Source organism: Dietzia kunjamensis (genome assembly GCF_045689975.1).
Taxonomy (GTDB): domain Bacteria; phylum Actinomycetota; class Actinomycetes; order Mycobacteriales; family Mycobacteriaceae; genus Dietzia; species Dietzia kunjamensis.
Genome location: NZ_CP143297.1, coordinates 574,849 through 587,584 on the forward strand (window position 1 = coordinate 574,849; position 12,736 = coordinate 587,584).

The following is a 12,736-nucleotide window of genomic DNA, read 5'->3' on the forward strand; positions in this document are numbered from 1 at the left end:
GTCAGGCGAGGTCGACCACCACGTTCTTCAGCACGGGGGCGTCGTCGCGCTCGGCGACGGTCGCCGCCACGAGCAGTCGCGAGCCCTCCTCCCACACCCGGATGCGCATGGTCTCGCCGGGGAAGAAGATGCCGCCGAAGGTGACTCCGTAGCCGCCGACGCGCGCCACGTCGCCGCCGAGCACCTGATCCACGACCGCCCGCAGGACCAGGCCGTACGAGCACAGGCCGTGGAGGATCGGGCGGGGGAACCCGGCCGCCTCGGCGAACGCGGGATCGGAGTGCAGCGGGTTGCGGTCGCCGCAGAGGCGGTAGAACAGCGCCTGCTGGGGGAGCGTGGCCACCTCAATCGTGTGGTCGGCCTCCCGCTCGGGGTACTCGACCTTCTCGGAGGTCCCGCGATCGCCGCCGAAGCCACCCTCGCCGCGGGCGAAGATGCCCGAGCGCGAGGTCCACAGCTTCTGACCGTCGGCGGAGACCGTCTCGGACTCCTGGATGATCACCGCGGCCGAGCCCTTGTCCTGGATCTCGGCGATCGTCGTCGTCGTCGTCGCCGTTCCGGCCGCCGGGATGGGCCGGTGCAGTCTCACCGACTGGCTGCCGTGGACGACTTTGGCCAGGTCGATCTCCACGCCCGGGAAGGACACGCGGGGGGCCTCGGTGACGTTCATCGTCGCGGCGACGGTGGCGAACGACGGCAGCACCTTGGGCGCCGTGTCGTGAACGTACTCCAGACCGGTGGTGTCCATCGGGTCGGCGGCGGCGCCCACCGACAGGGCGTAGAGCGCCACGTCGGAGGCGGTCCAGGAGAACTCCTGCGAGGGGAGCTCGGCCCCGAGGGCCTTGTCGAGGTCGATCGGCACGTCAGACTCCCGTCTTCTCGGTGGAGGGGGTGGAGGCCAGCATGTTCTCCACGGCGAGGTAGCCGAAGACCATCGCGGGGCCGATGGTCGCGCCGGGGCCGGCGTACGTGTGGCCCATGACCGGCGAGGACGCGTTTCCGGCGGCGTAGAGGCCCTCGATCACGGAGCCGTCCTCACGGAGGACCCGGCCGTGGACGTCGGTGTTCGCACCGCCCTTGGTGCCGAGGTCGCCCGGGACCATCTTGGCGGCGTAGAACGGCGCCTTGCGGACCGGGCCGAGGCTCGGGTTGGGCTTGTTGGTCGGGTCGCCGTAGTAGTGGTCGTACCCCGACTCGCCGCGGCTGAAGTCCTCGTCGACGCCCTTGGCGGCGAAGCCGTTGAACTTCTCGGCGGTCCGCTCGAGCGCCTCCGCCGGCACGCCGATGAGGCCGGCGAGTTCGGCGAGGGTGTCCGCCTTGTGGAAGTTCTCCGTCTCGAGCCACTTCCGGGGCAGCGGCTGCTTGGCCTGGAGGCCGGCGAAGAGGTACCGGTTCTTGTACTCCTGGTCGAAGATGATCCAGGCCGGGACGTTCTCGCCGGGGGTTCCCTCCTGCCCGGCGGGCGCCTGCCCGAACTCGCCGCCGTACATCTTGTGGCCGGCCTCGACGTAGGGCAGCGACTCGTTCATGAACCGCTCACCACGGGAGTTGACCATGAACGAGCACGGCAGCGAGCGCTCGGCCAGCGCGAACCAGGGGCCGCGCGGCAGCAGGATCGTCGGACCCCACCAAGCGTCCTCCATGAAGGACAGTGAGGCGCCGGTCTTCTCCATGTACTCGATTCCCTCACCGGTGTTGGCCGCGGCTCCGACGGTCCACGAGGTGGGGATGGGCTGACGCTGGTACTTGTCGCGCATCTCCTGGTTGTGCTCGAAGCCACCGGACCCGATCACCACGCCGAGTCGCGCACGGAGGGTCACCTCCTCGCCGCTGCGGGTGACGGTGATGCCCACGACGCGCTCCTGGGTGCCCGAACCCTCGGTGACCAGGCCGGTCATGGGGGTCTCGAGCCACACCGGAACGCCGGCGTCGAGCAGGCCCTTGCGCATCGCGGCGATGAGCGCGCGACCCATCCCCACCGAGTTCTGCCCGCGCGCCTTGGCGAGGAACATCCGGAGGGCGACCCGGATCGAACGCCTGATGCCCTTGGTGTGCGGACGCTGGAGGAGGTTGAGCCAGCGGTAGTCGGACTGCATCACCACCATGTTGACCGGCGCCTTGGCGTAGCCCGGCTCCAGCTTGTCGGCCTCGGACCCGAGCTGGCGGAGGTCGAACGGCTTGGGCTCGACGGACCGGCCGCCGAGACGCCCACCGGGAGCCTCGGGGTAGTAGTCGGAGTAGTCCTTGACCCACTCCAACCGCAGGGGGCTGTTGGCGAGGACGAAGTCCAGGACCTCGGGACCGCGGTCGACGTAGGTGTCGATCTTCTCGGGCTCCACCGCGTCGCCGATGATCGAGCGGAGGTACGTGCGGGCCGCCTCCGGGGTGTCCAGGACGCCGTCGCGTCGGAGCACGGAGTTGTTGGGGATCCACACGCCGCCGCCGGAGCGCGCGGTGGAGCCTCCGTAGTGGGGGGCCTTCTCTACGAGGACCACGCTGAGGCCCCTCTTTGCTGCAGCGAGGGCGGCCGTCATGCCTGCTCCACCGCTGCCGACGACGACGACGTCGAATTCCTGGTCTGCCATGTAGAACACGTTATAGAACTGAGCGCCGTGGCGCCAGACGGCCCAGGTAGCATCCCCCTCATGCTCAACGAGGAGACCCGCGCCACACTTGCCCAGCGACTCTGGGACGCCGAGTCGGACGTCGCGCCGATCGCGCCGCTGACCGACGACCATCCTGGCATGACCCCGGACGACGCCTTCGAGATCCAGCTGGTCAACATCCGCCGCAGGCTCGATGCCGGCGCGGTGGTGACCGGCCACAAGGTGGGCCTGGCGTCCAAGGCGATGCAGGAGATGATGGGCGTCGACGAGCCCGACTACGGGCATCTGCTCGACACGATGGAATACCCCGAGGGCACCGCGATCGAGGCGGCCCGGTTCTGCTTCCCGCGGGTCGAGGTGGAGGTCGGCTTCATCCTGGGCGCCGACATCCCGCCGGAGGGATGTTCCCAGGAGGAGGCCGCCGCGGCGATCGAGTGGGTCGTCCCCTCGATCGAGTTGATCGACTCCCGCATCCGGGACTGGAAGATCACGCTGCCCGACACGATCGCGGACAACGCCTCGTCGTGTGGCTACGTGGTGGGCGAGCAGCGGGTCCGGCTCGCGGACATCGACGTCGCGGCGATCGACGCGACCCTCTACAAGAACGGCGAGTTCCTCGCGTCCGGGCGTTCCGACGCGGTGCTCGGTAACCCGCTCAACTCGGTCGGGTGGCTCGCGTCGACGGTCGCCAAGTTCGGTGTCCGTCTGCGCAAGGGCGACGTGATCCTGCCGGGCACCGCGATCCGCGCGATGGACGCCGCCCCGGGCGACAGCTTCCGCGCCGAGTTCGCCGGGCTTGGCGACGTCACCATGGACTTCCGCTAACCGTCCGCGGCCAGCGCGCGACCGGCCGCCGCGGCGACGCGGGTGACCAGCGGCTCGAGCCGGGCCAGCGCGCTCTCGTCCGCCGCGCTGGCGGACAACGCGGCCACTGCCCGCGTCCCGCCTGCGAGCTCCTCGTCGTCGTCGTCGAACACCGGCGCCGCCACGCAGTACAGGCCGGGCGTGAGCTCGGCGCGGTCGATCGCGCGTCTCCTCCGTCGTATCTCGGCGAGCTCCACCGCCAGGGCGTCGGGGGAGGTCACAGTGGTGTCCGTCCACTCGACCAACGGCCCCTGCGCCACGCGCTCGGCCGCTGCCTCGTCGAACGCCAGCATCGCCTTTCCCACCCCTGTGCAGTACGCCGGCAGGCCGCCGCCGATCCTCGACGGCGACGGGATCGGCCGCGGCCCGTGCAACTTGTTGAGGTAGACCACCTCGTCGCCGTGCAGGGTGGCCAGGTGAACGGTCGCGCGCGTGGCCTCGAAGAGGTGCGCGAGGAACGGTGTGAGCACCCGGCGGATCCGCTCGTACGCCGGCGAGACCGGGATCGGGTCCAGCTCGTGCACCAACGGCCCCAGCCGGTAGCGCTGCCCGATCCTCGTCACCGCGTCGTTGCGCTCGAGCGCGACCAGGAGCCGCAGCGTCGTGGATTTGGCCAGCCCGGTCTCGCGCGCGATCTCACTGAGCGTCATCCCTGTCCCGCCCGCCGTCACGCGTAGCACCTCGAAGGCGCGGTCGACGGGAGAAGTGGGGGGCTCGGTCATGCGGTGAGTGTAGCGCGCGGGTCGGACACCGGAAGCCGGGATGATCGAACACTTGCGCTAACGCGCGCCGTCTCGTAGTGTCGAACTCAGGTTCTAATATGGGCGCGGCGGCAGGAGGTGGGGGAATTGACGACGACGACGACACTCTTCGCGGTTCCGGAATCCCTGGGCGGGCTCGACTCGACGGCGGTGAGCGAGGCGGCACGGGCCGCGACCCTGGCGCAGAACCGGGCAGGTGCCACCAGGCTGGAGGCGGCAGCGGCCCTGGTCGAGCAGATGTCCCGGGCGGACGAGGTCGGCACGGGCGTCGACCGCACCGAAGGGGTCGCCGGGAGCGGTGCTCGTGCACGTCCGGCATACGCACGGTTGGGCCCGCAGTCCAGGGCTCGTGACCATCTCGTGGCGGCCTGTCAGCTCACGTGCTGGCACGCCGCGCGTCTGGTCACCGCCGGGGTCCAGATCCATTCGCGGCTCGCGCGACTGCGGGCCTCGGTGGAGCGCGGGGTCGTTCCCGAACAGCTCGCCATCGACATCGCCTGCAAGCTGGCCGAGGTGCCCGACTCGATCATCTCGGACGTGGAGGACGAGGTCGTGGCGGGCATCGTCGACGACCTGGACGGCGGTGACCGGCCGACTCGCAATTCGGTGGACGGCCGGATCGATGAGGCCGTCGGCCGGCTCGACCCGGAGGGCGCCGAGGATGCCCGGGCCCGGGCGGCGCTCACGCGTACGGTCCGGTTCCGGTCGGGCCGGGACGGGATGGCCTCGCTGTGGGCGAAGCTGCCTCTGGCCGATGCGGAGTTGCTGCGGGGACGTATCGAGACCGACGCCCGCGCTGCCTCCGGAGACGGGGTGCCTGGCACGCTGGATCAGCTGCGTGCCGACGCTCTCGCCTCCCTCGCCGTGTACGCCCCGGCGCCCACCCCGGCCCCGGCGCCCGCCGACGCCGGCGGGGCGGACTTCGGCCCGGGGGACGACGGATCGATCGAGCTGGGTGAGGTCACCGTGGGTGCGGACATGCCCAGGCCGTCGCTCGGTAACGCCGCCGCAGCCGGCCGGCCGGTCCGGGTGAGCGTGATCGCCGCGGCCGCGCAGGGGCTGCCCAACCGCGTGGAGTTCGTGCACGGCGCATACAGCAGTTACTCCTGGTTGTGCCAGCAGTTGCTGGAGGGCGACGACGCACGCGTGCGGTTCGAACTCGTCGACCCCGCCCCCGGCGTGCTCGACTCCCCGGAACACGCCCTGCGCTACCTGATCACCCCCGCGATGGCGGAGCGCATCCGCATGCGCGACGGCACCTGCCGCCACCCGGGGTGTTCGGTTCCCGCGGAGGACTGTGACGTGGACCATGTGATCGCGTTCAACACGAAGGACCCCGAGCTCGGCGGGCCGACCACCGAGTGGAACCTCGTCTGCCTGTGTCGGAAACACCACCGGGAGAAGACGTTCGGGACCAACGCCTACAGGCCCGGCCCACTCGGCGAACTGATCATCCTCACCGACACCGGACACCAACACCGCACCAGACCCAAGGGCCCCTTGGCCCGTGCGCGCGACGCCATACGGGAACGCGAGTGGAACGCCTTCGCCGACCGGCTCATCAGCGCAGACGGTCACCTCACGAACCCTCCGGGCGCGGCCCGGGCGCGCGCACGGCCGGCCTGAGTGCCGGCGTGCACCGCCCTGGAGTGCCGCGATTTCACTGAGTGGCACAACCTGTTGTCCCGCGAGCCCGCCCGCGCGACACTTCCGTCATGACAGACAAGACCAAGCTCACCGCCGCGATCGTGGGGTCCGGCAACATCGGCACCGACCTCATGTACAAGCTCGAGCGCAGCGAGTACATCGAGCCCAAATGGATGATCGGCATCGACGCCGAGTCCGAGGGCATGAAGCGCGCCGCCGACCACGGCCTCACCTGCATGGCGGGCGGCGCCGACGAACTGCTCACCTCCATCGAGGCCGGTGGCGAGAAGCCCGACCTGCTGTTCGAGGCCACCAGCGCGTACGTGCACAAGGCCTACGCGCCCAAGTACGAAGAGGCCGGCATCATCGCCATCGACCTCACCCCGGCGGCGGTCGGCCCGATGGTCATCCCGCCGGCGAACCTCCACGAGCACGTCGACGCCCCCAACCACAACATGGTCACCTGCGGCGGCCAGGCCACCATCCCGATGGTCCACGCCGTGTCCTCGGTCGTGCCCGTGGAATACGCCGAGATCGTCGCCTCCGTCTCCTCCGAGTCGGCCGGCCCGGGCACCCGCGCCAACATCGACGAGTTCACCGAGACCACCAAGCTGGCGATCGAGAAAGTAGGCGGCGCCAAGCGCGGCAAGGCCATCATCATCCTCAACCCGGCCGAGCCGCCGATGATCATGCGCGACACGATCTTCTGCGCCATCCCCGAGGACGCGGACCACGACCTCATCACCACCGCCATCCGCACGCGGGAGAAGGAGATCCAGGAGTACGTGCCCGGTTACCGCCTACTCCAGGAGCCGCAGTTCGACCCTCCCACCGAGATCACCGGCGGTATGGCCCGCGTCGCGATCTTCGTCGAGGTCGAGGGCGCCGGAGACTTCCTGCCGCCGTACGCCGGCAACCTCGACATCATGACCGCCGCCGCCACCAAGGTCGGCGAGGACATCGCCAAGACCAAGCTCGGAGTGTGACAGACATGGATACGACCAACCCGCACAACGCCCACGCCCGCGCCTATAGCGCCGAGCTCGACATCCGCATCACCGACTCCTCGCTCCGCGACGGTTCGCACCACAAGCGGCACCAGTTCTCCGTCGAGGACGTTCGCAACGTCGTCGCCGCGCTCGACGGCGCCGGCGTCCCGGTCATCGAGGTCACCCACGGCGACGGGCTCGGCGGCGCCTCCTTCAACTACGGCTTCGCCAAGTCGTACGACCAGGACCTCATCAAGGTCGCGGCCGAGACCGCTAAGCAGGCCAAGATCGCGTTCCTGACGCTGCCCGGCCTGGGTATCAAGGACGACATCCTCCAGGCCCGCGACAATGGCGGGTCGATCTGCCGCGTGGCCACCCACTGCACCGAGGCCGACGTCTCGATCCAGCACTTCGGCTACGCCCGCGACCTCGGCCTGGAGACCGTCGGTTTCCTCATGATGAGCCACACCCAGCCGCCGGAGGTGCTCGCGAAGCAGGCCCGGATCATGGCCGACGCCGGCTGCCAGTGCGTCTACATCGTCGACTCGGCGGGGGCGCTCGTCATGGACCAGGTCTCCGACCGCGTCTCGGCTCTCGTCGCCGAGCTCGGTGACGACGCCCAGGTCGGCTTCCACGGCCACGAGAACCTCGACATCGGCGTGGGCAACTCCATCATGGCCATCCGCGCGGGCGCCCAGCAGATCGACGGCTCCACCCGTCGGTTCGGCGCCGGCGCGGGCAACACGCCCGTCGAGGCACTGGTCGGCGTGTGCGACAAGCTCGGCATCACCACCGGCGTCGACTTCTTCAAGATCGCCGACGCCGCGGAGGACGTGGTGCGCCCGCTCATGCCGAGCGAGTGCGTCGTCGACCGCCAGGCCATGATGCTCGGCTACGCCGGCTGCTACTCGTCCTTCATGAAGCACGCCGAGGGCCACGCGCAGCGGTACGACGTGCCGGCCTCGGAGATCCTCCTCCGCGCCGGTGAGCGTCGACTCGTGGGCGGCCAGGAGGACCAGCTCATCGACATCGCGCTGGAAATCCAGAAGGAGCGGGCCAACGCCTGATCCTCCCGGCCTGCAGCCGCGCGCCCCGGATGACCCCCGGAATGCGCGGCTGCTGGCGGTTCAGGGGGCGGTGTCGCCGCCGTCCGCCCAGGCCACGACCGGGTCGAGGGCCGTCTCGTCGACGAAGTGCAGGGGCTCGCCGGACAACAGCATCCGCGCGGCGGGCGTGTCGGGGGTCCTGCGCAACTGGCGGCGGAGCGCGGCCATGAGGGTGCGGTCGACCCAGTTGAGCCGGGCTGGGTCGAGGTCACCTCGGACGTGGAAGGTGGTGACGGCCCGGCCGGTGGCGGTGATCAGGCGGGCGGAGAGGGAGCCGCGCCCGGGGTCGTCCGCGGGGGAGAGCGCGACGACGACGAGGGCGACCCGCCCGGGAGCCGAGCGGATAGCCCGGATGATCCGACGTCGCCCGAGGATCCGCGTCGCGTAGACGGGCGCGAGCAGGATCAGCGGGTCGGCGTCGGATGCGGGGGCGAGGTCGGCGAGCTCGACCGCGGGCGCGCCGAGTCGCCTCCCGAGCGCGGTGGCGTAGCGCCGGGTGGAGCCGTACCTGGAGGTGAAGGCGACGACGGGGCTGGTCACGCCACCGAGTCTGCCAGCCCCGGCTGGATTCCGAGCGGGCTCACTCGGAGTACGACACCTCGACGCGGTCGGTCTTGGGGAGGAGTTGGCAGCTCAGGACGTATCCCTCTTCCACTTCTTCGGGGTCGAGGATCCCGTTGTGCATCATCTCGACCTCACCGGACTTGAGGATGCAGGCGCACGCCGAGCACTCGCCCTTCCGGCAGGAGAACGGTGCCTTGATCCCCTTGGAGAGCAGGACGTCGAGGAGCGGGGTCTTGCGGGGCCAGGAGACCTCGTGGACCTCGTCGTCGAGCTCGACGATCGCGGTCGCCGGGCCGGCGCCGTCCTCGTCGGCCGACTCGTCGATGACGATCTCGGCGAACGGGTCGCCCTCGATCGAGGAGAACACCTCGGTGTGGATGAGGTGCATGTCGGCGCCCGAGCGGCGGAGCCCGTCCTTGACGGTCTCCATGAACGGCGCCGGTCCGCAGATGTAGGAGTGCCGCTTGGTCGCGACGGGCTGGAGGAGGTTGCCGATCATCTCCGCGGTGGGGATGCCGGAGACCGACTCGAGCCAGTGGAGAACGGTGAGGCGGTCGGGGTTCTCCCGCTGGAGGCGCTGCAGCTCGTCCTTGAAGATGACCGACTTCTCGTCGCGGTTCGCATAAACCATGACGATGTGGCCGGTGCCCTGGGCGAGGGCCGACTTGAGGATCGACATCACGGGGGTCACGCCCGAACCCGCGGCCAGGAGGATGAAGTCCTGGTCGAGATTCTTGGGCGTGAAGATGCCGGACGGGGCGAGCACGTGCATGCTCATACCGGCCTCGGCGTTGTCGCACAGCCAGTTGGACCCGTATCCGTCGATCGTGCGCTTGACGGTCACCTTGAGCCGGGCGTCCTCGGTGGGGGAGCTCGACAGGGAGTAGCAGCGCGCGACGGATCCGGTCCGCTCACTGGGAACTCGCAGGGTGAGGAACTGTCCGGGGGTGTACCGGAAGTCGTCCTCGCAACCGGCGGGGATGTCGAAGACGATCGACTTGGCGTCGGCGGTCTCCTCGATCACCTCGGCGATCGTGAGCTCGCGCACGAAGGAGCCGAGCGGGGGAGTTTCGGTCATGGATCGGGAGCCTATCGCTTGGATACGCGCGGACGGGTTTCTGCGCACTGTCCCAGACGACGGCGACCTCCTCCGGGCTGTTCTCGCCTCGGGGAAGTCGCCGGACGTCGGGGTGTTACTCGGGGACGTAGAGCGGGTTCACCATGTGCTCGTCGTCGGCCGGGTCGACGCCCTCGGCGATGGTCAGCAGACCCTCGGCGTAGGCGTAGCGGATGCTCGCGAGCATCCGGGGGCACGTGTCCTCGCCATCGGGCCGTGCACCACCCTCGCGCCACTCGTTGAGGACTGGGCAGTTACGGTCGCCGCCCTCCGTCCACTGGATCGAGGTGTGCTTCTCGCTGTTCTTGCGCACGGCCACGCTGGTGCCACAACTGCGGCACTCGACGGGCTGGAAGCCGGCCCGCGTGTAGGTCTCGCGATCCAGGTCGGTGTACTCGTGGAGCCGCGCGGCGCGCGCCGGGTCGGTCTCGTCCCAGGTGGGCGCGCGCCGCGAATCGTTCTTCTTGAACATCAGTTCTTCGACGGGGCCGCGCCCGCCTCGCCGGCGACCTCGGCCATGCCGGTGTACTGGGTCTGCTCGTCGGAGATCTCCGCCTCGCCCGCCGCCTGCTTGCGCATGTTCTCGGCGACCTCGCTCTCCCAGTACTGGTTGGCCGCGGTGGTGTCGACCTCGAACTCGAAACGCTCCTGCATCTCGGGCTCGACCTTGTCGCGGTCCACGTAGAACTGCTCGTACCAGCGGCGGAGCTGGTAGACGGGGCCGTCCTCCTCGCAGAGGAGGGGGTTGGCGATCGAGGACTTGCGCTGCCAGATCCGGACGTCCTGGAGGAAGCCCTCGCCGAAGAAGGTCGCGATCTTCGCCGCCATCTTCGCCGACGTCTCGTCGTCGAAGCCCTGCGGCTTCTTCACCGAGAGTCCGTACATGAGCACGAACGAGTTCTGGTCGATCGGGTAGTGGCAGTTGATGAGGATCGCGTCGGTGACGAAGTCGCCGTACATCTGCTTGAGGGGGTTGATCATGTACGCGGGGCCGAAGTACGAGGCCTCGGACTCCAGGAGGGTGTCGCCGTACTTGCCGCCGGACGGGTCGTGGTCCGGACGGCCCTTGGTGTTGAGGTACTGGGTCGCCGTCTGGCCCTCGAAGACGTTCTTGAAGTACGTCGGGAACGCGAAGTGGATGTAGTAGAAGTGGGCCATGTCGACGACGTTGTCGACGATCTCCATGCAGTTGGAGCCCTCGATGACGAGGCGGTTCCACTCCCAGTCGGTCCACTCACCGGTGTCGTACTCGGCGATCACCGGGATGGCGTCCTCCTCGAGGGGCGGGTTGCCCTCGTGGTCGTGCCAGACGAAGACCTGGCCGGACTGGACGTTGGTGATCCACGCGCGGGTCTTGGCGCGCAGGGGAACGCGCTTGGCGTAGGGGATGCCCTTGCACTTGCCGTCGCCACCCCAGCGCCAGTCGTGGAACGGGCACGCGATGTTGCCGTCCTTGATCGAGCCGTCGGACAGGTCGCCGCCCAGGTGGCGGCAGTACGCGTCGAGGACCTTGATCTCGCCCTCGTCGTCGGCCCACACCACGAGCTTGGTGCCGAAGGCGTGGATGGAGTGGGGCTTGCCGTCGGAGAACTCCTTGACGGTGCCGATGCAGTGCCAGCCGCGTGCATATCGATCCCGGGCCTTGCCGGTATCGATCTCGCGGACGGCTCCGGGGGCTGAGCCGGGTGCGGTCATGATTCCTCCTGAGGGGCGTGAGCCGGATGAGAACAGGTTATAGAATGGGCGGGCAGGCCACAACCAGGGCGCGTAAGTGCTGGCACAGGGTGCCAGAAGCTCTTGCTCGGCGGCGGTTGCCTGGTGCAAAACTGTAACGTGTTCTAGTCTAGTCCGCATCACCCCCACGAACGCCAGAGAGGTTCACATGAGCGAGTACGCCTCCCACGAGGTCATCGACCGCATCACGGCTCTGCTGCCCGGTTTCGCCGAGCGGGCCCAGGAGACGGAGGACCTGCGCAAGGTCCATCCCCAGAACATCGCGGAACTCGACGAGGCCGGCTTCTTCAAGCTGTGCCAGCCGGCCCAGTGGGGCGGGTACGAGGCGGACATGGAGACCTTCTACACCGCTGTCAAGACCATCGCGACGGCGTGCCCGTCCACCGGGTGGTGCGCGAGCATCCTCGGTATCCACAACTGGCACCTCGCGCTCTTCCCGCAGCAGGCGCAGGAGGACGTGTGGGGCGAGGACCCGACGGTGCGGATCTCGTCCTCGTACGCGCCGATGGGTGCGGCGAAGAAGACCGCCGACGGGTTGGTGCTCAACGGCAAGTGGTCCTGGTCCTCGGGTTCCGACCACGCCGACTGGGTCTTCGTGGGCGGCCCGGTGCTCGACGACAACGGCAAGATGGTCGACTTCTGCACGTTCCTGGTCGAGAAGTCCCAGTACGAGATCCTCGATGTCTGGCACGTCGCCGGGCTCAAGGGCACCGGCTCCAACGACATCCTGGTCAAGGACGCACTCATCCCGGAGCACCGCGTACTGTCCTTCGGTCTCATGGCGGCCACCAAGAGCCCCGGGCTCGAGGTCAACACCAACCCCATCTACAAGATGCCGTGGGGCACCATCCACCCCACCACCATCTCGACGCCGATCGTCGGCATGGCGTTCGGCTGCTACGAGGTGCACCGCGGGCACCAGCGTGAGCGCGTGCGCGCCGCGTTCGGCACCGCGGTCAAGGACGATCCGTTCGCCAAGGTGCGCCTGGCCGAGGCGGCCGGTGACATCGACGCGGCGTGGCTGCAGCTCATGCGCAACGTGCGCGAGGAGCAGGACATCATCACCGCCGGCGGGTACCCGGACATGGAGCTCCGCACGCGCGCCCGCCGCGACCAGGTCCGGGCCACGCAGCGGTCGATCGACGCCATCGGTCTGCTGTTCCAGAACTCCGGGGCCCGCGCCCTGGAGGAGACCTCGCCGATCCAGCGATTCTGGCGGGATGCCAACGCCGGGCGGGTCCACGCCGCCAACGAGGCCACCAAGGCGTACATCATGTATGGGCAGAACGAGTTCGGCGAAAAGGTCACCGACTCGATGGTCTGATCCGCCTCACGGATCGAAAGGACT

The 12,736-nt window shown here is 69.1% G+C and carries 12 protein-coding genes; 5 read left to right on the top strand and 7 right to left on the bottom strand.

The genetic code is table 11. From position 1 onward, the window contains the following. Position 1 precedes the first annotated feature (1 nt). Positions 2–862, bottom strand: a complete 861-nt coding sequence (locus VZF99_RS02710) for a MaoC/PaaZ C-terminal domain-containing protein (RefSeq protein WP_132062691.1) — start codon at positions 860–862, stop codon at positions 2–4. 1 nt (position 863) lies between these two features. Continuing rightward, a complete protein-coding gene (gene kstD / locus VZF99_RS02715) occupies positions 864–2,594 on the bottom strand; it encodes a 3-oxosteroid 1-dehydrogenase (protein WP_407335647.1) in 1,731 nt (576 codons plus the stop codon). A 51-nt stretch (positions 2,595–2,645) separates the two neighbouring features. Here kstD and VZF99_RS02720 point away from each other — a divergent pair, with 51 nt between their 5' ends. Next, a complete protein-coding gene (locus VZF99_RS02720) occupies positions 2,646–3,431 on the top strand; it encodes a 2-keto-4-pentenoate hydratase (protein ID WP_407335648.1) in 786 nt (261 codons plus the stop codon). On the opposite strand, the gene VZF99_RS02725 is transcribed toward VZF99_RS02720, so the two are convergent. Beyond that, positions 3,428–4,192: an IclR family transcriptional regulator gene (locus VZF99_RS02725; protein ID WP_407335649.1), complete on the bottom strand. Its 765-nt coding sequence runs from the start codon at positions 4,190–4,192 to the stop codon at positions 3,428–3,430. The two genes, VZF99_RS02720 and VZF99_RS02725, sit on opposite strands and share 4 nt — an antisense overlap. A 117-nt stretch (positions 4,193–4,309) precedes the next feature. Between VZF99_RS02725 and VZF99_RS02730 the strand changes: the two genes are divergently transcribed. From VZF99_RS02730 to dmpG, 3 genes are all read left to right on the top strand, one after another. Continuing rightward, on the top strand, positions 4,310–5,857 hold the full coding sequence (locus VZF99_RS02730; protein WP_407335650.1) for an HNH endonuclease: 1,548 nt from the start codon (positions 4,310–4,312) through the stop codon (positions 5,855–5,857). Between the two features lie 89 nt (positions 5,858–5,946). After that, entirely contained in the window at positions 5,947–6,864 is a 918-nt protein-coding gene (locus VZF99_RS02735) for an acetaldehyde dehydrogenase (acetylating) (protein ID WP_154828967.1), read from the top strand. Between the two features lie 5 nt (positions 6,865–6,869). After that, complete coding sequence (dmpG, locus tag VZF99_RS02740; protein WP_067711758.1) at positions 6,870–7,934, top strand: 4-hydroxy-2-oxovalerate aldolase; 1,065 nt, start codon at positions 6,870–6,872, stop codon at positions 7,932–7,934. 60 nt (positions 7,935–7,994) lie between these two features. Here the strand turns inward: dmpG and VZF99_RS02745 are convergent, their stop codons facing one another. The 4 genes from VZF99_RS02745 to VZF99_RS02760 form a co-directional block, all read right to left on the bottom strand. Beyond that, a complete protein-coding gene (locus VZF99_RS02745) occupies positions 7,995–8,513 on the bottom strand; it encodes a flavodoxin domain-containing protein (RefSeq protein ID WP_159147720.1) in 519 nt (172 codons plus the stop codon). A gap of 40 nt (positions 8,514–8,553) precedes the next feature. Continuing rightward, entirely contained in the window at positions 8,554–9,615 is a 1,062-nt protein-coding gene (locus tag VZF99_RS02750) for a ferredoxin--NADP reductase (protein ID WP_259822934.1), read from the bottom strand. A 115-nt stretch (positions 9,616–9,730) separates the two neighbouring features. After that, positions 9,731–10,126: a hypothetical protein gene (locus VZF99_RS02755; protein WP_067711766.1), complete on the bottom strand. Its 396-nt coding sequence runs from the start codon at positions 10,124–10,126 to the stop codon at positions 9,731–9,733. Beyond that, a complete protein-coding gene (locus VZF99_RS02760; protein WP_119192655.1) occupies positions 10,126–11,349 on the bottom strand; it encodes a Rieske 2Fe-2S domain-containing protein in 1,224 nt (407 codons plus the stop codon). Before VZF99_RS02760 ends, VZF99_RS02755 begins: the two co-directional genes overlap by 1 nt. A 187-nt stretch (positions 11,350–11,536) precedes the next feature. On the opposite strand from VZF99_RS02760, the gene hsaA reads away from it, so the two are divergent. Further along, positions 11,537–12,712 carry a 3-hydroxy-9,10-secoandrosta-1,3,5(10)-triene-9,17-dione monooxygenase oxygenase subunit gene (hsaA, locus tag VZF99_RS02765; protein WP_119192656.1) on the top strand — a complete coding sequence of 392 codons (1,176 nt, stop codon included), beginning with the start codon at positions 11,537–11,539 and terminating at the stop codon, positions 12,710–12,712. Positions 12,713–12,736: the final 24 nt, after the last annotated feature.

Bases quoted from the DNA above. Each gene is read 5' to 3' on its own strand.
- VZF99_RS02725 (WP_407335649.1), bottom strand. From the start codon at position 4,192: ATGACCGAGCCCCCCACTTCTCCCGTCGACCGCGCCTTCGAGGTGCTA.
- dmpG (WP_067711758.1), top strand. From the start codon at position 6,870: ATGGATACGACCAACCCGCACAACGCCCACGCCCGCGCCTATAGCGCC.
- VZF99_RS02750 (WP_259822934.1), bottom strand. From the start codon at position 9,615: ATGACCGAAACTCCCCCGCTCGGCTCCTTCGTGCGCGAGCTCACGATC.
- VZF99_RS02755 (WP_067711766.1), bottom strand. From the start codon at position 10,126: ATGTTCAAGAAGAACGATTCGCGGCGCGCGCCCACCTGGGACGAGACC.
- hsaA (WP_119192656.1), top strand. From the start codon at position 11,537: ATGAGCGAGTACGCCTCCCACGAGGTCATCGACCGCATCACGGCTCTG.
- VZF99_RS02720 (WP_407335648.1), top strand. From the start codon at position 2,646: ATGCTCAACGAGGAGACCCGCGCCACACTTGCCCAGCGACTCTGGGAC.
- VZF99_RS02760 (WP_119192655.1), bottom strand. From the start codon at position 11,349: ATGACCGCACCCGGCTCAGCCCCCGGAGCCGTCCGCGAGATCGATACC.
- VZF99_RS02735 (WP_154828967.1), top strand. From the start codon at position 5,947: ATGACAGACAAGACCAAGCTCACCGCCGCGATCGTGGGGTCCGGCAAC.